Raw genomic sequence first — 19852 nt, forward strand, 5'->3', positions numbered from 1 at the left:
GAGATGACGTCAAGCAGTACATAAAGCAGGGGGTTTATTGATGAAGAAGTTAACTGGTATTTGGCTATCATTGTTACTTGTGATCGGTGTTTTAGCAGGGTGTGCAGGTGCGGAAACGGACCAAAAAACAAACAGTTCAAAGCCTAAAGAGACAGCGGCTACGGCATTTCCTGTATCCATCAAAGATGCAGCTGGTAAAACCGTTGAAATCAAAGAACAGCCTAAACGAATTGTTTCGTTAATTCCAAGTAATACAGAGGTTGCCTATGCCCTTGGCCTTGGAGATAAAATCGTAGGTAGATCAGACTTTGACAACTATCCAAAGGAAGTAGAAAAGGTGGAGAAGATTGGCGGTCTTGATTTCAATGTAGAGAAGGTTATTTCCTTAAAACCTGATCTTGTCTTAGCACATGCATCACAAATGAGTTCAAAAGACGGATTTAAACAGCTTGAAGATGCAGGTATTCAAGTGCTGACTGTTAATGATGCAGCTTCCTTCAAAGATGTGTATAAGTCTATTAATATGATTGGTGAAGCAGCTGGCGTAAAAGAGGCATCAACGAAGCTTGTAGACGAGATGAAATCAAAACTGAATGACATCAAAAAACAAGCAGAATCCATCTCCAAAGACAAACAAAAAACAGTTTTTGTCGAAGTATCAGGTGCGCCTGAAATTTATACAACAGGTAAACAAACGTTTATGGACGAAATGTTGTCTGTCATTCATGCAAAAAATGCTGCTGGCGACCAAACAGGCTGGGTGCAAATGACGGAAGAATCAATTATTAAACGAAATCCTGATGCCATCGTTACGATTGATGGCGCAAGTTTAGCTGATCTGAAAAAAAGAGACGGCTGGAAGGCGATCAAAGCAGTCAAAGAAAAACAAGTCTTTCAATTGAATACGGATCTGGCATCACGACCGGGACCGCGATTGGTTGAAGGAGTGGAGGCTCTTGCGAAAAGCATCTATCCTGACACGTTCAAATAAAATCATCATCGCATACACAGCAAGTGCTTTACTTCTTGTCGTGAGTATTGGAATGGGAATCTCATTTGGCAGTTTAGGGATTCCCATTCCTTCTATACTTCGGATCTTTGTTCATGAAGTATTTGGAATTCAGGCCGGAACCATTGATGTAATTGACCGCAATATTATGATGAATATCCGACTGCCGAGAGTGATATTAGCGGCGTTAGTCGGAGCAGCTCTGGCGTTATCTGGTGCAGCCTTTCAAGGTTTATTAAAAAATCCTCTCGCTGACCCTTATACACTTGGGGTATCTCAAGGGGCATCTGTGGGGGCTGTAGCCACATTGTTTTTCAGTTTGCAGTTTCCTTTGCTTGGCAGTTTTACACTGCCTTTTTTGAGTATGACAACAGCGCTTGTCACACTATGTCTCGTCCTCTTTTTTGCCCGTATGGTTCACCGAGGAATGAGCATTTCTTCTTTAATTTTGACGGGGGTCATCTTTAGCTCTTTTTTAGGAGCCCTCATTTCATTAATGATTGCGTTAACAGGTGATGATTTAAAAGAGATTATTCATTGGCTTCTAGGCAGTGTGTCTATGAGAGGCTGGCGATATATTGCTCTTTTCCTTCCTTTTTTCCTCATTGGTACATTTGCATTGATCTTGATGGGAAGAGATTTAAATGTGATGACATATGGCGAAGAAAAGGCAAAACTGTTAGGGGTTCATGTGAAACGGAGCAAATATGTGGTGTTGCTTGCTGGTTCGATTCTGACTGGAAGTGCGGTGGCTGTGTCAGGAACGATCGGATTTGTAGGACTGGTGATTCCACATTTTATCCGTCTTTTATCCATTACGGATCATCGTCATTTGCTGCCTTTGTCGATGCTGAATGGTGCTTCTTTTCTCGTTCTAGCAGATGTGCTCTCCCGTACGATCATTGAACCGACTGAATTGCCTATTGGCATCATTACGGCGTTAATTGGTGCTCCTGTCTTTGGCATCATCCTCATCCGCAGATATAGAGGAGGGACGCATCTATGATTCAAGTGAAGGAAGTTAGAGGAGGATATGGTGAAAAAGAGGTCATTCACGGCGTGAGTTTTGAAGTGGAGCGAGGGGAATTCCTCGGCATCCTTGGTCCGAATGGGAGCGGTAAGACAACGCTACTTAAAATGATCGCATGTATTTTAGCACCTGAGAGCGGCCAAGTAACACTAGATGGCCATCCAGTTCAATCCTACCGGCCAAAGGCACTTGCGCAAAAATTGGCGGTTCTTCCCCAGAAGACCGATCAAGCCTTTTCATTTACAGTGGAAGAAACGGTCCAGTTTGGGCGTTATCCTTATCAGAAAGGGTGGCTACAATCTGTTACAAAAGAAGATATCGAGATTGTCAGCAAGGTGATGGACCAAACAGATATTGCTCAATTTAAGGATCAATCCATCCATGAGTTAAGCGGTGGAGAACAGCAGCGGGTTTACTTAGCTCAAGCGCTGGCTCAGTGCCCTGACTATTTATTGCTGGATGAACCAACCAGTTTTCTTGATTTAGCTTATCAAAAAGAGTTACTCGATTTGATTAAACAAGAGACGGTTTCCTCTAACTTAACGGTGATCGGTGTGTTTCATGATGTGAACATTGCCAGTTTGTATTGTGACCGTCTGCTTTTGCTGAATGAAGGAAAGACGGACATGCTGGGAGAACCGCATCATGTGTTGACCACCGAACGGGTGAACCGGGTGTATGAAACAAATGTAACACCTCTCCAACATCCACTGCGGGCAAACCCTCAGCTGGTAATTGAACCTGCGTCCATCTCTGAACATTCAAGGCTGAACTTAGCGGATGGGTGGAAAACATATGGCGCAAACGGAATGACATTTTCTACTCATCAGCCATTGCGCATCCTTTCATCACATGAGAAAAGCGGGGGTTTCTTTTGGACACGGTCCCTTGGCACGGGAACTGAAGCACTCCATGACATGCTGGATGATGAGGAAGGGTACTTATTTCTTGGTCAATCTGATGGGCCAAAGCAATACGCCGCTGAAGATGACGAGGACGATGTCCTTCTTTATGGGATGCATCAAGAAGGAGAGCTGTCCGTTTGGCTTGTGCTGAAAGGAACGATATCAGATGGTGCGTCTGTCCAGCTAATGGGCGAGCTGATGCACTTCATTAAACAAGAGACAAGTATCCAGGTACATCATCTTTGTATCGCTGCTGCCAATGCAGACGAAAAGGAGCATACTGCTCATTTACATGAAAGAGTCAGACTGAAAGTGAAGCATCTTCTTCATACATTGAATGCCATGAAAAAGTGAACCGGTTGGTTCACTTTTTTTTAGGGATTCATGATTTTATATTTAAATCACAGTGACTTTAGTAAAACAAATACATTTTTTCCACTTCAGGGTATACTAAAAGGAATAAGCAACGGATAAGGGGGAACCTCAATGAAACTTTATACAAAAACCGGAGATCAAGGTCAAACAGGCTTGATTGGCGGGCGGGCTGATAAAGATGACGCAAGAGTAGAAGCGTACGGTACATTAGATGAGGCGAATAGTTTGATTGGACTAGCCCATGCAAACTTAAGGCAGCATGGCGAATTGTTTCAAGATATTCTATCTGAGCTGATGGTCATTCAGCATGAACTGTTTGACTGCGGCGGTGATTTAGCAGCGGTGAAACCACCGAAAGAAGGCAAGTTAAAAGAAGAATCTGTCACAGTCCTTGAAAAGCGAATGGACGTGTATGTAGAAGAAGCCGCGCCACTGACTAAATTTATTTTACCTGGGGGCCAGGAAGGTGCTGCCCTCTTACATGTAGCGCGAACAGTCGTCAGGAGAGCCGAGCGGCATATTGTGACACTCGCAAAGCAGGAGGAAATTCCAGCAGTTACGCTCACATATGTGAACCGTCTATCCGATTATTTATTTGCTGCCGCCCGTATTGTGAATCATCGGCTCGGTGAAGCAGATGTTGAATATGAACGAAGTGCAGATGTGTTTCGTTCTTAATGAGGAAAAGCACTCTTCTAGTCGAAGAGTGTTCAGCGTGTAGACAAACCCTCGCATTCTTTGTCAGTCCTGCGTGCCGGTGCTCACGAATGTCCAATTCGCTCTGCGCCAGTACTCGTTCTTCCTAGACTGCAAAGGTTTTCTATCACGTTGAAAAGAAGACAAAGGGCTAAAATCAAGTTCATTTTAGCCCTTTGTCAATAATCTGAGCACTCTTCTAGTCGAAGAGTGCTTTTTCTATAGATTCAACCGTTCAGTCTGAGCCATGTTACGACTCTGGTCGCAATCAAAGATCAATCTACGACACGTTTTGTCGGCTTCCTTTTTTGACTATAGTTAAAGCAAGGAGCAAGAAAGGAGGCATGAAGATGAAAATCACAAGTAAAACCATCATCGGTTCAATCCTGATGTTTATCGGTTTATCCATCTTCTTTGGTGGTTCATTGGGCGGGCTGATCCCGACTTTGATTGGGGCGTGGCTCATTTATGTAGGTGTCAAAAAATATGATAAAGGCAGTAAAACAACAGGGGTCATACTCTCTATTATCGGTGTATTGCTCGTCGCACAGTCGCTGCCATTTTTACTCGGAATCGCGTTTGCTGGAGTACTTCTCTACTTTGGCTGGAAGATGATCAATGGTGAATCTGCAAAGGAATCATCCGGCAGAACAACATATATGGAGCCAAACACGGCACCGAACATGGAAGAATCTATGCACACGTCATTTGATCAAGAATGGGAAGACTTTTTAAAGAAAAAATAAAGGGAGGAATATGAAATGGTATTAAGAAGAGTACGTGATATGATTGTTGCAACAGTCAATGAAGGCTTAGATAAACTGGAGAATCCGCGTGTCATGCTGAATCAATATGTTCGTGATATGGAGGACGATATTGCCAAAGCGAAACATGCGATCATTAAACAGCAAACCATTCAGCAAGGTTTCTTGAGAAAAGCAGAAGAAACAGAAGCATTTGCTGATAAGCGAAAGAAACAGGCGGAGCTGGCGTTTCATGCAGGAGAAGAAGAACTTGCACGGAAAGCACTGACTGAAATGAAGTATTTTGAAGAAAAGCACAACGAATATCAAGAAGCCTATCAGCAATCTGTTAAACAGCTGAAAGAGCTGAAAGAACAGTTGCAGCATCTAGAAACAAAGCTGCGTGATGTTAAAGACAAGAAGCAAGCGCTGATTGCAAGAGCCAATGCCGCACAGGCAAAGCAGCATATGAATGAATCTATGAATAAGGTTGATAGTGAAAGTGCTTATAAAGAATTTCTACGCATGGAGAACCGTATAGAGGAAATGGAGACAAAAGCGGGCAGTTATGCACAATTTGGCGATCAGGGTGCATATGCTCATCTTGATTACGCTGATGAGGTTGAAAAGGAATGGCAAAAGCTTAAGCGATCAAAGCAGCTTGAGAAACAGCCGGCAAACTAATGGAAATGTGTCAAAACGGAAGAAAAACAGGATTTTTCTTCCGTTATTTGATTTCTTTCTGTTTCGCTTTTCCTTATAATAAAAAGGTCAAAGGATAAAGGGATGATATAAATGAAACGGTTCATTGGTCTAATTTGTATACTTGTTGGTGTTTTTTTGATGATTGGGATGCTTTTCAAAAATGGAGATCTCTTTCATTTGAGCTTTTCTCGTGATAAAGCGGTCACAACAGCTTCAGCGAAAAAGGATGAGGTTGAACAATTAGATATCTCTCTTTCTGGATTTCGCATCAAGGTGAAGCCGGAAGATCGTTCGGATATTTCTGTGATGGTTGTGAATGGAAAAGGGAAAATGTATGCGGAACAAACAGGCGGAACATTCAAAGTCCGTGCTGAAAATAAAGGATTTTTGTTTTTCTCTGCATTTGAAAAAGGAGAACTCTTAGTCAAAATTCCAACAGATTATCATAAAGATGTGAAAATAACAGGTGGAATCGGCGTGAGCGAAGTAAATGGCGAAGGAAAGCTGTCTCTTCAAGATGTGACGCTCAAATCAACGAGCGGAAACCTCACAGCTGAGAATTTCTCAGCAAATCGTGTGGAAATCAAAGCGACTTCTGGCAGACTTTCAGTGTCTCATATTGATGCGAAGGAAAGTGATATTGGTGCCACTTCTGGTCGTGCTGATATTCAAGATGTAAAAGGAAAGCTGCAATTAGGCATGACAAGCGGCAGGCTGACAGCAAGCTTTGATACAATTGATTCACCAGTCGACTTTCACATGACATCAGGCAGTGCGAAATTTAACTTGCCAGATGAGGGAGATTTCAAAGTCCAAGTGAAAAAAACGAGTGGACGTATTGATCATTCGTATGATTTTGACCAAGCGGATAGTGAAGGCCGAGGTTTTACAGGCACGCATGGGAAAGGGACACACTTAGTCGATATTGAGATGACAAGCGGAAACTTAAAATTGCGGTAAACAAACGTAAAAAGGAAGGAGGCGAGTCAACTGCGTTTTTCTAGAAATCAAATTTTAGGCATCATTGTGGTGATTTTCGGTATAAATCTTTTTCTCAAAATTATTGGGATTGGGGCAGACCTATTTTGGCCAGTGTTTTTTGCTCTAGCTGGTTATTGGCTGCACTCTCGATCTAAACGTTGGCTCGGTTCGGTTTCCTATATTTTTGCAGGCTTTCTCTTCTTGAAGTTTCTACTAAATATCACGTTTAGTTTGACTGGGTATTTATTTGCTGCCTTTTTGATCTATGCGGGCTATCGTTTATTGAAAAACAAACCTGTTTTTGATGTCGATAAAAAGGATTCATCAGACGATGGAAAGCCTTCACTGAAAGTCAATCTTGAAAAAGAGGGCGATCAGAAGAAAACAAAAAGCCAGACGAAGCCGCGCAAGGAGCATGATTTCTTTATCGGTGAAGTCAGGCTGATGAAAAAACCATTTCAATTAAGCGATTTGACCATTTCAGGTTTTATTGGCGATGTCAAAATCGACTTATCAAAGGCAATCATTGCTGAGGAAGAGAGCACGATCGTCATTAGTGGGCTCATCGGAGATGTCGATATTTATGTACCTCAGGATATTGAAGTATGTGTGAGTGCTTCGGCTGCGATTGGTGATATGAAAATCATTGATGAAAAAAGAAGCGGGTTCGGCAGTAAAGTGTATGTCATGACAAATGATTATGATGAGAGTAAGCGAAAAGTGAAAATCTCCATTTCTCTCCTGATTGGGGATGTGGATGTGAGGTACTTATGAGGAAACTGCATTTAGGCATCCAGTGGCAATCTGTTCGTCTTGCAGTCGGTATCTCGCTTGGTGTTGTCATCATGACGACACTCCCGATGTTTTTTTATTACCAGCTTGATCCCATGATTTTGCTGTCTACGCGGTGGTTCGGCATCCCGTTTTTTTGTATTTTACTCATTATTAGTCTCGCCATTGGTGTATCAGCGGGGCATGTGTTTGGCTATCAGCATAAGAAGCGGCTGGATCAGCTTGTAGAGTCGATTTTGAAGTTTGAAAATGGGAATTTTGCCTATAGACTGCCTTCTCTAGGTGATGATGAAATTGGTTTGGCGGCAGATCAATTAAATGAAATGGCGAAACGAGTGGAAGGGCAAGTAGCCTCCTTACAAAAGCTTTCAAATGAGCGAGCTGAATGGCAGGTTCAAATGAAAAAATCGGTTGTCTCAGAAGAGCGTCAGCGTCTAGCGCGTGAGCTGCATGATGCAGTCAGCCAGCAGCTATTCGCCATTTCGATGATGACGTCTGCGATTCTTGAAGGGATGAAGGAAAAGGATGAAAAGATTTTAAAGCAAATGCGTCTTGTGGAACGAATGGCTGGCGATGCACAAAATGAGATGCGTGCACTCCTCCTGCATTTAAGACCGATCACCCTTGAAGGAAAAGACTTGAAAAAAGGCTTGATTGAGCTACTCAATGAATTTCAGGCAAAGCAGCCAATTGATATTGATTGGGAAATAGAAGATGATGCTCCGCTGTCTAAAGGGGTGGAGGACCATCTGTTCCGAATTGTGCAAGAAGCCCTTTCCAATGTGTTTAGGCATGCAAAGGCGACAAAGGTGACAGTACGTCTGCTTATTCGGAACCGTCAAGTTCAGTTGAAAATTATCGACAACGGGATTGGTTTTCAAACAGATCATGTGAAGACTGCTTCCTACGGACTTGAATCGATACGAGAAAGAACAAGTGAAGTAGGCGGTGTCGCAGAGATTATGTCATTTGAGGGAAAAGGCACACAAATTGATGTGAAGGTTCCCATTTTTGATGAAGGAAAAGGAGAGAACGTTCGATGATTCGAGTGCTTTTAATTGACGATCACGAAATGGTGAGAATGGGTCTTGCTGCTTTTTTAGAGGCACAGGCGGATATTGAAGTCATCGGTGAAGCGTCAGATGGACAAAAAGGTGTAGAACTAGCGGTTGAATTAAAGCCAGACGTGATTTTAATGGACCTTGTTATGGAAGGCATGGATGGCATCGAAGCAACGAAAAGAATTTGTCAAGAAATAGAGGATGCTCGGATTATTGTACTGACGAGCTTTATTGATGATGATAAAGTGTATCCAGTTATTGAGGCTGGTGCATTAAGCTATCTTTTAAAAACATCGAAAGCAGGAGAAATTGCTGATGCCATCAGGTCTGCGAGTATCGGCGAACCAAGACTTGAATCAAAAGTAGCTGGAAAGGTCATGAACAAACTCCGCCATTCATCAAATGGGTCCATTCTGCACGATTCGTTAACCGCAAGAGAGATGGAAATATTAAAGCTGATTGCCGATGGGAAATCGAATAAGGTCATTGCTGAGGAATTGTTTATTACCATCAAAACAGTCAAGACGCATATTACCAACATTCTTTCCAAGCTCGATGTAGAAGACCGCACACAAGCAGCCGTGTATGCACATCGCCATAAGCTGATTCAATAAAAAAACAGCTTTCAAATGAAAGCTGCTGGAACATGCGCAAAATTAGTCCTTCTGTCCTGTGATTGGACGTTCGGATAGTTGATGGAGCTCAGGAACTGGAAAAGCCTCCTGCTCCTCGGCCGATTTGTCTTCCAGGGTTTTCTTCAACTCGGAAAGCAGTTTGACGCTTTCCTTTGCCACTGCCGCTTTTTTCTCTTGCAAATCAATGATCTGTGAAAGTCCAACAAATAAACCGCCTCCAATCAGAAGGAGCGCAGGGGTTTGTCCATAATAAATCACGATCAAAAATGTGCTTGAAAAGCTGTCGGCTTCAATGAAGAAATCTTCTTTTGATTGCATGAATACCACGACTAACAGAAGTATTCCTAGAATCAAAAATAGAATGCCGGCCGAAAGTAAAGCTCGTTTCATGATTGACACCCTTTTTTTCTTACCATTTTAACATACTCTATAAGGATTGTGTTGCGCCCTTAGTCCCGAAGTCACGGATTTTCACATTTACCTTGTAACGAATATCGGATTCACTAAAAATGTCATCCCAATGTTTTGCTTCTTTTCGGAATTCCTTCGGATAGGCAATACTCGCTTTTTGATAAAATCCACAAATATCTGCTTTGATCTCATGCTGTAATTCCCCGATAAAATCTTTTACATTTTCCTCAAGTCGATGTGCCACGACTTTCTCAATTTCTTGGAGATATTTTTCATTAAATGCGTTTTCTCGTTCATTCCAATCCTCAGACAATCTTCCATCGAGTTCAACTGACACATCAAATTCATATTTGCCACTGGCTGCTTTATGGGTGTCGATGTTGTGTTTGATTTTAAAGATCTCAAAAGAATAAATGCTATGTTCATATTGGAATTCAATCACTCCGCCTTTAGCGTCTCCAGTCAACAGGTTGTAAGACTGCACTGCTAAAGGAGAAATGTTGGTGAGAAATCGTTTGTTCTGAATAATCGAGGCGCCGTCCAGCATTAATTTTCCCTGACTGACAGTGACTTTCGGAATGGCAAAGGATACGTTGTTTTGCATAGCAGAAGAAATATCTCCTAAGGAAACGGGCTTGAACATACGAATGGTCGTTTTTGTATTCGAAGAAATATCGTATAAGGTGGAAGCGGCAGGCTGGCCGTCGTCATTGATTTTCAACATATCTCCAGGCTTCTCAGAAGCCATAAAGACAAGGCTTCCTCTTCGTGTTTCATTGTCCCGAATGAATTGATTGATGACCAAATCGAAATTATTTTCATTGATAAGGTCTTGAGAAAACAAATAAACCCTCAGCTGCTGAGCAAAAATGCGGTGTGTTTTTAGGGCCGTCGTACGAAAAATTTGGTGTATGGAATCACCGCTTGTTTCAATAATCTTCGTCGGATCTTTCACGCTTGATTCTTGCTCAATTTTTTGCGGAACGAGCACCTGCATAGACAGCTTCAATTTATGTCCGTCATCTCCTTTATCTACAGCAAATCCAATTGCCATGTTGAGCTCCTCGATATTTGTACTATCCCAGCACCCGCATAATAGAATCAGTGAGAAGAGCGCAAGAACCGCTTTCTTTTTCATGCTGTTTTCCGCCTCCTTTTGAAAAATACGATGATAAATAAAAGAAACGGGAGTATACCAAATAGAAGAAAGAACAAGTTGTTTACGTAGGTTAAATAGTCTCGGACCGTATCAACATCTTTTGGGAAAAGAGCGGCAAAGAAGATCACAATGCCCATCAAGGCGAGCGCGATTTTTTTAGGGAATTTAGTCAATTTGATGACTCCTATCGTAGCAAAAAACGTATATCCTACAAAGCTCGTATAAAGCTGGACAAGCCAAACAATCAGCAAAAAGGATTCAATCCGTTCAATAAAAATCCCCTGAATATCAAATGATTGAAATAAGGCAATGGTCGGCCACGTCAGAGTCGCCGTTTCTTTCACCGTGAGCGCACCAACCACAAGAATATAGGTGAAAATATAGATGATCGCAGGAATCAAAAAGCCGATGGAGCCATATGCAAAAGTGTGTTTTTGCGTATTCATATAGGCAGGCATGAAAAGCATCATTTCAATGCCGACAAACGAAATGGCCGAAGCATTCAAGGAATTGAAAACAGGGGAAATGCCCTCTCCTAAAACTGGCCGTAGGTTATCGAGCTTAAACTCTTGTACACTAAGTCCGTAGGCTACAAATAAGATGATGAGTGTGACAATCAGAAAAAAAGGGCACAGTCGGGCAAAATCACCAATCCCCCCAATCACAAGGTAAAAACCAACCAAAATAAAGCTGATCATCGTCACCGCTACAGGTGTGTTTTGAAGTAGAAAGAATTTCACCATCTCAGACATAGCCCGTACTTCATAGCTGGCAACGCCGAGAAAGTAAATAATAATCAACAGGTTGGCAAGTGAGCCAATCCATTTCCCAAGCCCTTCTTTTGTATAGTCATAGTAGGAAGAAAAGGAAACCTTTTTCATCATGAGCACATTGACAAAAATGAACACAATGTATATCACACTCATGAGTAAGAGTGCAATCCAGCCGTCAGGTGTTTGCGCAGCTTGAGCCATTGATCTTGGCAGAATCATCATACTTGCGCCTAGCGTGGTATTGGCGATAATGGCACTTGCCTGATAGCTTGTGATCGACTCTTTATGATTGACCATGTCGTTCCCCTTTCTTTTGATTTTTCAAAGGCAATCTGATGATGGAATTGTCCTCATTTTTATAACTGAAAACAAAATCTGGTGAAAAATATGGGGTGCCAAAGCTTTTTTGTCTTGTCAAATGAGTGAGTAAGACGAGCATAAACAGGACAAGTCCATATAAACCGAATGCAGCTGCAGTAAACATGGATACAAATCGAAGGACACGAAATGATATCCCCATTCCATATTGAGGAAAGGTAAAGGATGCAAGTGCAATGACGCTAACAATAATGACCATAATGGAGCTAACGATATGGGCTTGTACGGCTGCCTGCCCAATGACAACACCGCCCACAAGTCCGATTGTTTGTCCAAGTGGATTAGGAAGCCTTAACCCAGCCTCTCGCAGCAGCTCAATGGTCATTTCCATGATGAGTGCTTCCACAATAGGAGGAAAGGGGACATTCTCTCGTGTGCTTGAGATGGAAATAGCTAAAGTTGTGGGCAAAAGACCTTGATGGAAGGACACAAGGGCAATATAAATGGCTGATAAAAACAATGTGAGAAAGATGGACGTAAAACGCAGCAAACGAATAAGAGAGGCGGCGATCCATCTTTCATAATAATCATCAGGTGACTGCATAATTATCGCAAGGGAAGCAGGCACAATTAAGATAAAAGGCGAATGATCAACAAAGATGGCGACGCGCCCATTGTTTAAAGCAGATGCCACTTTATCAGGCCGTTCTGTGTTTTGAATTTGCGGAAAAGGAGAATACACATTGTCTTCAATGAGCTCCTCAAGAATGCCAGAGTCTTGAATATCATCAATCGTGACTTGTTTGAGACGCTTTTTTACCTCTTTTAAAACAGAGGGCTCAACGATACCATCAATGTACATGATCGATACTTGGGTGTATTTCTTTTCACCGATTTTCATGTCTACTGTTTTGAGATCAGGGTTTTTCAAACGCTGTCTGACGAGAGCTAAGTTCGTGTTGATATCTTCAATGAAACCAATTTTTGGTCCTCTTACGACGGTTTCAGACGTAGCATCTCCTAAATTGCGTTTCTTCGTTCCGTGTGTTTCTAAAATATAAGCATGTTGAAATCCGTTAATCAGTACGACACAATGTCCTTGGAAAATAGCATCTACTAGTTCTTCAGAGGTTTTTACCGTACGGGTAGTCATCATCGATAAATTGGATTCTAGCTTCTCTTTTGTTAGAGAGGCATGATCTTGCAATAGCAGCTTTAAGAAGGATTGAATCTGCATCGCTTCGTTCATTTCTTTAATGTATAAATAGTAGACAACCTGTCCATGAGGCAATGTTTTTTTCTCATGGATCAAATCATCCATGTCCTTTAACTGAGGGAGAATGACAGAGAGATTATCGTATAAGTGCTCTTTCAATGGAGTTTGATTCAAAAGGATCACCCGCCTCAATTTCTTTTTCTTAGCATTACCTGCTTGAAAAAACAATATTCTGTGTTTTATTATTTTGTGGTATATGAAAGAATCACGGTGTTGGAGGAAAGAAGATGGCGCAAATTCGTTTAGCAGGAACAAAAGAGGAGATCGACCGTATTCTACAGTCGTTTGACAAGCATTATGAGGTGACCTATACGTCAAAAGATTACGGAAAAACCAATCCGAAATACAAATATTCCAAAGATGTTCGTGTTTATATTGAACTAAAATTAAAATAAAGATAAAATTTTAATTGAAAACGCTTAAAGGATTTTCGTTTTTTGTATAGAATAGAGTTGAGTGATGAAGCTATGGAGGGATACATAATGACAGAATTTAGAATCGAAAAAGATACAATGGGCGAAATCAAGGTGCCAAAGGACAAGTTCTGGGGTGCACAAACACAACGAAGCAAAGAAAATTTCAAAATCGGTTCTGAGAAAATGCCAAAGGAAGTTGTGAATGCGTTTGCAATTTTGAAACGTAGCACAGCGATTGCCAACGAACGTCTTGGCAACTTAGAAAGTGAAAAAGCAGAAGCGATTGCTGCTGTATGTGATGACATCATCAGTGGAAAATATGACGAGCATTTCCCGCTTGTTGTATGGCAAACAGGAAGTGGAACACAAAGTAACATGAACATGAACGAAGTCGTTGCAAATAGAGCAACTGCTTACTTGAAAGATAAAAATAGTGAATTCAGCATTCACCCGAATGACGATGTCAACCGTAGCCAAAGCTCAAATGATACATTCCCAACGGCTATGCACGTGGCAGCTGTTTTAGCTGTGTACAAAAAGCTATTGCCTGCGATTGACCAGTTAAGAGCGACGCTTGATGAGAAAGCAAAAGCATACCAAGAAATCGTGAAAATTGGCCGTACGCATTTGCAAGATGCAACACCACTTACAGTTGGCCAAGAGATTAGCGGCTGGGTGTACATGCTTGACCGTTCAAAAGAAATGATTTTAGAATCTACTGAAAAAATGAGAGAACTTGCGATTGGCGGAACAGCTGTTGGGACAGGAATTAACGCACATCCTGAGTTTGGCAAATACGTGGCAGAAGAAATCAGCCAGTTAACAGGTCAAACGTTCAATTCTTCACCAAATAAATTCCATGCGCTCACAAGCCATGATGAAATCACATATGCACACGGTGCGCTTAAAGCTCTTGCAGCTGACTTAATGAAAATTGCCAATGATGTGAGATGGCTTGCAAGTGGTCCTCGCTGCGGAATTGGTGAATTGATCATTCCTGAAAATGAGCCAGGCAGCTCCATTATGCCAGGAAAAGTCAACCCAACTCAAAGTGAAGCTTTAACAATGGTTGCCGCACAAATCATGGGGAATGATGCAACGATCGGTTTTGCCGCAAGCCAAGGAAACTTCGAGCTGAACGTATTTAAGCCGGTCATCATCTATAACTTCTTGCAGTCAGTTGAATTGCTTGCTGACGGCATGAACTCATTCCATGACAAGTGTGCCGTTGGAATTGAACCAAACCTAGAAACAATCGAGAAAAACCTGAATAATTCATTGATGCTTGTGACGGCACTGAACCCGCACATCGGATATGAAAATGCAGCGAAAATTGCGAAGCTTGCGCACAAAGAAGGTTTAACGTTAAAAGAAGCTGCCCTTCAATTAGAGCTATTAACAGAAGAGCAGTTTGAAGAGTTTGTGAAACCAGAAGAAATGGTGACACCGAAAGCAAAATAAAAACCAGAGGCCTCTGTGCCTCTGGTTTTTTTAATGGAAACTCCCTGAAATCAGAAAAGAAGTTTGATTGTTTGTCACAATCATAAACCCAGGGCAACCAAGCCCTGGGTTTTATAAATGATCTTCTTTTAAAATGCGTAATAAGGAGCCTGAGACCGGCTGAAGTGGTGTGTATAATTTCAATTGGTAAAGCATGCCTTTGACGATGACTTGTCTTGGTTTTTGTTTGTTTAACTCATTTTCTAAAATGCCAAGCGCTTCAAATAAATCTGGCTCGTCTTTCACTTCATAATGTGCTTCTGCCAGTTCTCTTAATTCTTTTAATAGTGATTCTGTGAGCGGGTCAAATGATCGTTCATAAATCGGGCCGAACCAGTCGCTTGCTTGGTCCACAGAAATGAGTGGATGGTCATTGCGCTTCATCATACCGCCCATTAGATCATCGATACGGTGAATCATTGTTGCGGCAAGCTCCTCTGCTTCGAGCTGAAAATCATATAAAATGGCAAGCTCAAAGTAAACGTGACTCATGCCCTCAATCGTTAAACATAGATCAGCCATATAAGGAATGGCTGCATCTCCATACACTTGCTTAATGTTATCAATGTGCAACTGAATCGTCGCAAGTCGAATTTGCTTTGCGAGCTGCTGTGTTTCTTCGTTCAATGGGAGCGCCCTGTCGCTTAGCTGCATTTTAATAAAATCTTTTTGCTGCAAAATATTATCGTAATAGACAGTGAGCTGTTTCCGGTAGGCCTCTTTTGGTGTGCCGCCCTCTGTTTGAACCTCATGAATCCGGGTAAATACCTTATCGTAATAGTAATGCAAGATCGAAATAAGCAGTGCTTCTTTCGATTTGAAATAAAGGTAAAACGCACCCTTTGACATGTGGCATTCATCTGCAATTTCCTGAACAGACGTTGTATTATAGCCTTTGCTGGCAAATAACTTCATACCAGCCTCAATAATCATTTTTTCTTTCTTTTTCAATATGAATGTCATCCTTTCTTACCGAGAGACAAATGTCTTAGGAAACGTGCGCAAAGAGATGTGACTTATCGGTCATAAACGACAAAACTTTTCAAAAATTAATCAGATTGTAACTTGTTTTTTACAGTGTAATTCTTTATATTATAAAGTAAGGTGACCAACCGGTCAAAAAATGTGAAAGGATGATGTTCCATGAGAGAAATTGATGATATGATTAGACGCTTGAAAGCAAAAGGAATTCAAGTAGAAAAAGTCAAAATGCCGAAAGAGACAACCATTGAAAAGAAATGGATGTATCAAGCTGGCAAGAAGATCAAAGCCACATACCGTGATTTCAATGGGTATTCATTCATATAAAAAAAGACTGCGGTGTAAAACCTACAGCCTCTTCTTTGGAACAGTGATCGTATAGCGTACACCTAGTTCATCATTTTCAATTGATATGGACGCTTGATGCATTGAAAGAATTCGTTTGACAATGCTTAATCCAATGCCGAATTCGCCCTTTTTTCCCTTACTAAAAGGTTCGTATAGGCTGGATAGCATGTGTTCTTCAATTGGAGGGCCATCATTACGAATGACGATGCGAATTTGATCCTCTTCCTGCTTCATATGAATATCAATTTTACTTTTTGCGTAACGCAGTTGATTTTCTAATACATTTTCAAATAATTTGCTCCATTGTTCTGGATCGCCTTCAAGTGCAGCCTCATCATCTAAGTCCACGTTCCACTGCAATTCATTTTTCGACCAGCGTAAACGGTCAACCACTTCCAGCATTGTATTACTCACAAGGAAGGGAGAATGCGCCGGATGTTGTTTTGATAAATAATCAAGCTTTGTTAAATACAGCAAATCTTTGATTTTCTTCTCAAGCTTTTCCGCTTCGCCTTCAATCACTTCCACCGTTTGTTCAAGATCTCCTTTAGGGAAAATTCCATCTTTAATAGACTGCGTATAACCGCGGATGACCATCACAGGTGTTTTTAAGTCGTGTGATATATTTTGCAAAAGCGTTCGTTCTGTTTCGTCCTTTTGAATGAGCTTTTGTCTCATTTCTTCAATCGTATGCCCCAGTTTGCCAATTTCATCTTGCCGGTCAACAATCACAGGATCGTCCCAGTCTTCTTGTGCAATGCGCTTGACGTGCTTTTCAAACGCGACGATTGGACGTGATAAGTAGCGGGCGAGCCAAATCGATGGAATCCAGCTTAGTACAATAACCGTTCCTAAGATGAAAATCAGCTGTTTAAACAGTGTAAAGGACAAGTCATCTCGATAAGAATCGGGTGCATATGACAAGAGAATATATTGTGTATTGCCTGTTGAGACTTTTTTGATCACAAAAAAGATATGCTGACCATTCACTTCTTCAGAATAGCGTTTTGTTGCGCTTTTTTGTTTTTTAACAAAGGACTGCACTTTTTCAATAAAGGCATGCGGGAAAAACTGAGCCATTTGATTTAATTCATCTGACGGAATCAGAATGTGCTGAACCGATCGGTTTTCTGGTGTCGACTTTGGTGAGCCGTCTCGATTCAGAGGGTATTCTGTTAACACTTGCTGCTCGTTTTCGATGTTTTTATAAATTTCATTCGTAAAAAAGCTGCGTAATGTATTTGAAAATAAAATGATCAGGACAATCGAGATGGTGAGTAAAATGCCAGAGATGACAACCCAAATTTGAAAAGCGAGTGGTTTGTTCTTCATCCCTTTAGCATCCTATAGCCAAATCCATAAATGGTCTCGACTTTTAAGTCAGGCATTTTTTTGCGCAGCCGTCTGACAAGATCATCGACCACACGATCTGTCCCGAAGTAATCGTGCCCCCAGATCTTAACGAGGATATCTTCCCGGGAAAAGGCATGTCCTTGATGATGGGTAAATAAGAGCAGCAAATCAAATTCCTTAGACGTTAAGTTAATCAGCTGATCTCCTTCATACACCTCTCTTACGTCCTCATGAATGATATAGGAAGAAACGGGTGTGACGCTTTGCTGCGGTGTGTCACTGTTTTTATATACAAGCTCCAGCAGCTTTTGCACGCGGATGATCAGCTCGCGCGGGAGAAAGGGTTTCGCAATATAATCACTGCTCCCAAGTTCTAAGCCAAGCACACGATCAATATCTGCATCACGTGCCGAAATAAAAATAACCGGTACGTCAGGCGAGGCTGCTTTGATTTCTTTAATGAGTGTGTAGCCGTCTGTATCAGGCAGCATAATATCTAAAATCCATAGATGCGGGGGCTTGTTCATTGCTTTGCGTGCCGCTTCTCCGGTTAAAAAAGAGGAAACATTCCAATTTTCACTCTCTAAATATTTGGTCAACAGTTCATTTAAATTCTGCTCATCTTCAACTAAATAAATGGTGTACGACAAAGTCTTCCACATCCTCTCAACGTCATTATAACGGGATACAAAGGCGGCATGTCAACAATCACACGCTTTTTTCACAATTTCACATATTCTTCTCATCATTATCCCATAATGTTTGTTTATGATAAGCTCAAGGGAAAAAAGGGCATAGACAAAAGGCTAATGAATAGGTGCTTTTCACCAATGTGCGCACCTTGCTTTTTTTCTATGAATAAGTATTATATAATTTGACATATTGTCATAAAGAATTTTTCAATGATATTGCCATTAAGAGGACATGAGTCCTGTCTAGACATATGAATGAAGCATTTCATGAAAATGATGCAAAGGAGTGCAAGCGATGGATTTCCGAAGAGAAGATGAAGAGAAAAAGATGAATGATCAAGAACACGCACATCAAGAGAATGAGAAACAAATAGAAGAACCAGAAAAAGAGAAAGAACTCGTTTTTCACCACCATGAAAACGAAGCATCTGCCTCTCAGGAGAGGGTGTCAAACGGGTCTCCTCAAGTGATTGATGACCGTTCGTCTAAAAAGGAGAAAAAACGGAAGGCTGCATGGCTGAGTCCGATTCTTGGAGGGATTATTGGTGGCGGTCTTGTGCTTGGCATTACACCGCTTTTACCGCAGTCACAAGATACAGCGGCAAACACTCAAACCCAAACAGCATCAAGCGAACCGGCTTCATCTGAAAATTTCTCAACAAAACAAATCACCAATGCGACGAATGTTGCTGATATGGTAGAAGATTTAGAGCCGACGATTGTAGGGGTCTCAAACTATCAATCTACACAAAACTCGTTCGGTCTTAGCGGTGATTCAACTGAAGCAGAAGCTGGAACGGGTTCTGGTGTCATCTTCAAAAAAGATGGCAAAAAAGCATACATTATCACAAATAACCATGTAGTCGAGGGTGCCAATAAATTAAAGGTCACACTATACGATGGAAAAACAAAAGATGCGAAGCTTGTCGGCAGTGACGTAATGACAGATTTAGCTGTCGTGGAAATAAATGCTGACGGCATTGATAAAGTTGCAAGCTTTGGAGATTCTTCTAAGCTTCGTGCTGGAGACAAAGTCATTGCAATCGGGAACCCGCTCGGTGCGCAGTTCTCTGGTACAGTAACAGAAGGGATTATTAGTGGTCTCGATCGTACCGTTGAAGCCAATACATCATCTGGAACTGTTGAGATGAATGTGCTTCAAACAGATGCAGCCATTAACCCTGGAAACAGTGGCGGTCCGCTGATCAATACAGACGGTCAAGTCATCGGCATCAACAGCTTGAAAATTAGCGAAAGCGGAGTAGAATCACTCGGATTTGCGATCCCAAGTAACGATGTCAAACCGATCGTAGATCAGCTATTAAAAAATGGAAAAGTCGAACGTCCTTACCTTGGCGTACAAATGATTGACCTTGAGCAAGTGCCTGAAACGTATCAGGAAAATACACTTGGCCTATTTGATAAACAAATCGGTAAAGGCATCTATGTAAAAGATGTTTCAAAAGGATCTCCTGCACAAAAAGCAGGCTTGAAGTCTGGAGATGTCATCATCAAGTTCAAAGGAAAAGATGTGGCGAACAGCTCACAGCTGAAAGAAATCCTTTATAAAGAAACAAAAATTGGCGATAAAACGACAATGACTGTCATTCGTGATGGAAAGAACAAAAATCTTGATATTACCCTTGGGCAGTCTGATAACGAATAAAAGAAAACAGGTGGATAATCGATCCAC

At 41.5% G+C, this 19852-nt stretch carries 21 protein-coding genes; 14 read left to right on the forward strand and 7 right to left on the reverse strand.

The window, feature by feature from the left end; translation table 11 throughout:
- The first annotated feature begins 40 nt into the window (after positions 1–40).
- From ACTJJQ_RS07960 to ACTJJQ_RS08005, 10 genes are all read left to right on the forward strand, one after another.
- Positions 41–991 (forward strand): ABC transporter substrate-binding protein, encoded by a 951-nt coding sequence (locus tag ACTJJQ_RS07960; protein ID WP_242731049.1) that lies wholly within the window; start codon positions 41–43, stop codon positions 989–991.
- On the forward strand, positions 957–2015 hold the full coding sequence (locus tag ACTJJQ_RS07965) for a FecCD family ABC transporter permease (RefSeq protein ID WP_242731047.1): 1059 nt from the start codon (positions 957–959) through the stop codon (positions 2013–2015). Before ACTJJQ_RS07960 ends, ACTJJQ_RS07965 begins: the two co-directional genes overlap by 35 nt.
- The gene (locus tag ACTJJQ_RS07970; RefSeq protein WP_242731044.1) at positions 2012–3298 is read left to right on the forward strand and encodes a heme ABC transporter ATP-binding protein; all 1287 of its coding nucleotides are present in this window, start codon (positions 2012–2014) and stop codon (positions 3296–3298) included. The genes ACTJJQ_RS07965 and ACTJJQ_RS07970 overlap by 4 nt, the downstream gene beginning before the upstream one ends.
- Before the next feature lie 132 nt (positions 3299–3430).
- Entirely contained in the window at positions 3431–3997 is a 567-nt protein-coding gene (locus ACTJJQ_RS07975) for a cob(I)yrinic acid a,c-diamide adenosyltransferase (protein ID WP_045034576.1), read from the forward strand.
- 368 nt (positions 3998–4365) lie between these two features.
- Complete coding sequence (locus tag ACTJJQ_RS07980) at positions 4366–4761, forward strand: hypothetical protein (RefSeq protein WP_024719792.1); 396 nt, start codon at positions 4366–4368, stop codon at positions 4759–4761.
- 15 nt (positions 4762–4776) lie between these two features.
- Entirely contained in the window at positions 4777–5442 is a 666-nt protein-coding gene (gene liaH / locus ACTJJQ_RS07985) for a stress responsive protein LiaH (protein WP_254505914.1), read from the forward strand.
- Positions 5443–5553: 111 nt separating this feature from the next.
- Complete coding sequence (liaG, locus tag ACTJJQ_RS07990; RefSeq protein ID WP_045034575.1) at positions 5554–6423, forward strand: LiaG family protein; 870 nt, start codon at positions 5554–5556, stop codon at positions 6421–6423.
- A 30-nt stretch (positions 6424–6453) separates the two neighbouring features.
- On the forward strand, positions 6454–7218 hold the full coding sequence (gene liaF / locus ACTJJQ_RS07995) for a cell wall-active antibiotics response protein LiaF (protein ID WP_242732097.1): 765 nt from the start codon (positions 6454–6456) through the stop codon (positions 7216–7218).
- Positions 7215–8279: a two-component system sensor histidine kinase LiaS gene (gene liaS / locus ACTJJQ_RS08000; RefSeq protein ID WP_007500303.1), complete on the forward strand. Its 1065-nt coding sequence runs from the start codon at positions 7215–7217 to the stop codon at positions 8277–8279. The genes liaF and liaS overlap by 4 nt, the downstream gene beginning before the upstream one ends.
- Positions 8276–8911: a response regulator gene (locus ACTJJQ_RS08005; protein ID WP_007500305.1), complete on the forward strand. Its 636-nt coding sequence runs from the start codon at positions 8276–8278 to the stop codon at positions 8909–8911. The genes liaS and ACTJJQ_RS08005 overlap by 4 nt, the downstream gene beginning before the upstream one ends.
- A 42-nt stretch (positions 8912–8953) precedes the next feature.
- On the opposite strand, the gene ACTJJQ_RS08010 is transcribed toward ACTJJQ_RS08005, so the two are convergent.
- The 4 genes from ACTJJQ_RS08010 to ACTJJQ_RS08025 are packed head-to-tail and all read right to left on the reverse strand — an operon-like array spanning position 8954 to position 12983.
- Positions 8954–9322, reverse strand: coding sequence for a hypothetical protein (locus ACTJJQ_RS08010; protein WP_041091878.1), 369 nt, complete (start codon positions 9320–9322; stop codon positions 8954–8956).
- Positions 9323–9359: 37 nt separating this feature from the next.
- Positions 9360–10481 carry a Ger(x)C family spore germination protein gene (locus ACTJJQ_RS08015; protein WP_135009696.1) on the reverse strand — a complete coding sequence of 374 codons (1122 nt, stop codon included), beginning with the start codon at positions 10479–10481 and terminating at the stop codon, positions 9360–9362.
- Positions 10478–11572 (reverse strand): GerAB/ArcD/ProY family transporter, encoded by a 1095-nt coding sequence (locus ACTJJQ_RS08020; RefSeq protein WP_249670067.1) that lies wholly within the window; start codon positions 11570–11572, stop codon positions 10478–10480. Before ACTJJQ_RS08020 ends, ACTJJQ_RS08015 begins: the two co-directional genes overlap by 4 nt.
- Entirely contained in the window at positions 11559–12983 is a 1425-nt protein-coding gene (locus tag ACTJJQ_RS08025) for a spore germination protein (protein ID WP_284565182.1), read from the reverse strand. The genes ACTJJQ_RS08020 and ACTJJQ_RS08025 overlap by 14 nt, the downstream gene beginning before the upstream one ends.
- A gap of 113 nt (positions 12984–13096) precedes the next feature.
- Between ACTJJQ_RS08025 and ACTJJQ_RS08030 the strand changes: the two genes are divergently transcribed.
- Positions 13097–13264, forward strand: a complete 168-nt coding sequence (locus ACTJJQ_RS08030) for a YvzF family protein (RefSeq protein ID WP_003213147.1) — start codon at positions 13097–13099, stop codon at positions 13262–13264.
- Positions 13265–13351: 87 nt separating this feature from the next.
- Positions 13352–14746, forward strand: a complete 1395-nt coding sequence (gene fumC, locus ACTJJQ_RS08035; RefSeq protein WP_050826600.1) for a class II fumarate hydratase — start codon at positions 13352–13354, stop codon at positions 14744–14746.
- Positions 14747–14857: 111 nt separating this feature from the next.
- On the opposite strand, the gene ACTJJQ_RS08040 is transcribed toward fumC, so the two are convergent.
- Complete coding sequence (locus ACTJJQ_RS08040) at positions 14858–15736, reverse strand: TetR/AcrR family transcriptional regulator (protein ID WP_017359276.1); 879 nt, start codon at positions 15734–15736, stop codon at positions 14858–14860.
- A 192-nt stretch (positions 15737–15928) separates the two neighbouring features.
- On the opposite strand from ACTJJQ_RS08040, the gene spxO reads away from it, so the two are divergent.
- Entirely contained in the window at positions 15929–16093 is a 165-nt protein-coding gene (gene spxO / locus ACTJJQ_RS08045; RefSeq protein ID WP_008347070.1) for an anti-adapter protein SpxO, read from the forward strand.
- Between the two features lie 21 nt (positions 16094–16114).
- Here spxO and ACTJJQ_RS08050 read toward each other — a convergent pair whose 3' ends face one another.
- Entirely contained in the window at positions 16115–17446 is a 1332-nt protein-coding gene (locus ACTJJQ_RS08050) for a HAMP domain-containing sensor histidine kinase (RefSeq protein WP_440600101.1), read from the reverse strand.
- Positions 17443–18117, reverse strand: coding sequence for a response regulator transcription factor (locus ACTJJQ_RS08055; RefSeq protein WP_058213630.1), 675 nt, complete (start codon positions 18115–18117; stop codon positions 17443–17445). Before ACTJJQ_RS08055 ends, ACTJJQ_RS08050 begins: the two co-directional genes overlap by 4 nt.
- 337 nt (positions 18118–18454) lie before the next feature.
- Here ACTJJQ_RS08055 and ACTJJQ_RS08060 point away from each other — a divergent pair, with 337 nt between their 5' ends.
- A complete protein-coding gene (locus ACTJJQ_RS08060; RefSeq protein WP_017359279.1) occupies positions 18455–19825 on the forward strand; it encodes a S1C family serine protease in 1371 nt (456 codons plus the stop codon).
- The last annotated feature ends 27 nt before the right edge of the window (positions 19826–19852 follow it).

The sequence above is a fragment of the Bacillus sp. 22483 genome (assembly GCF_052044605.1).
GTDB lineage: Bacteria > Bacillota > Bacilli > Bacillales > Bacillaceae > Bacillus > Bacillus altitudinis.

Excerpts from the sequence above, each read along its gene's own strand:
- ACTJJQ_RS07970 (WP_242731044.1), top strand. The coding sequence starts at position 2,012 with ATGATTCAAGTGAAGGAAGTTAGAGGAGGATATGGTGAAAAAGAGGTC.
- ACTJJQ_RS08020 (WP_249670067.1), bottom strand. The coding sequence starts at position 11,572 with ATGGTCAATCATAAAGAGTCGATCACAAGCTATCAGGCAAGTGCCATT.
- liaG (WP_045034575.1), top strand. The coding sequence starts at position 5,554 with ATGAAACGGTTCATTGGTCTAATTTGTATACTTGTTGGTGTTTTTTTG.
- fumC (WP_050826600.1), top strand. The coding sequence starts at position 13,352 with ATGACAGAATTTAGAATCGAAAAAGATACAATGGGCGAAATCAAGGTG.
- ACTJJQ_RS08005 (WP_007500305.1), top strand. The coding sequence starts at position 8,276 with ATGATTCGAGTGCTTTTAATTGACGATCACGAAATGGTGAGAATGGGT.
- liaS (WP_007500303.1), top strand. The coding sequence starts at position 7,215 with ATGAGGAAACTGCATTTAGGCATCCAGTGGCAATCTGTTCGTCTTGCA.
- ACTJJQ_RS07980 (WP_024719792.1), top strand. The coding sequence starts at position 4,366 with ATGAAAATCACAAGTAAAACCATCATCGGTTCAATCCTGATGTTTATC.
- ACTJJQ_RS08060 (WP_017359279.1), top strand. The coding sequence starts at position 18,455 with ATGGATTTCCGAAGAGAAGATGAAGAGAAAAAGATGAATGATCAAGAA.
- liaH (WP_254505914.1), top strand. The coding sequence starts at position 4,777 with ATGGTATTAAGAAGAGTACGTGATATGATTGTTGCAACAGTCAATGAA.
- ACTJJQ_RS07975 (WP_045034576.1), top strand. The coding sequence starts at position 3,431 with ATGAAACTTTATACAAAAACCGGAGATCAAGGTCAAACAGGCTTGATT.
- ACTJJQ_RS08010 (WP_041091878.1), bottom strand. The coding sequence starts at position 9,322 with ATGAAACGAGCTTTACTTTCGGCCGGCATTCTATTTTTGATTCTAGGA.
- ACTJJQ_RS07960 (WP_242731049.1), top strand. The coding sequence starts at position 41 with ATGAAGAAGTTAACTGGTATTTGGCTATCATTGTTACTTGTGATCGGT.
- spxO (WP_008347070.1), top strand. The coding sequence starts at position 15,929 with ATGAGAGAAATTGATGATATGATTAGACGCTTGAAAGCAAAAGGAATT.
- ACTJJQ_RS08015 (WP_135009696.1), bottom strand. The coding sequence starts at position 10,481 with ATGAAAAAGAAAGCGGTTCTTGCGCTCTTCTCACTGATTCTATTATGC.
- ACTJJQ_RS08050 (WP_440600101.1), bottom strand. The coding sequence starts at position 17,446 with ATGAAGAACAAACCACTCGCTTTTCAAATTTGGGTTGTCATCTCTGGC.
- ACTJJQ_RS08030 (WP_003213147.1), top strand. The coding sequence starts at position 13,097 with ATGGCGCAAATTCGTTTAGCAGGAACAAAAGAGGAGATCGACCGTATT.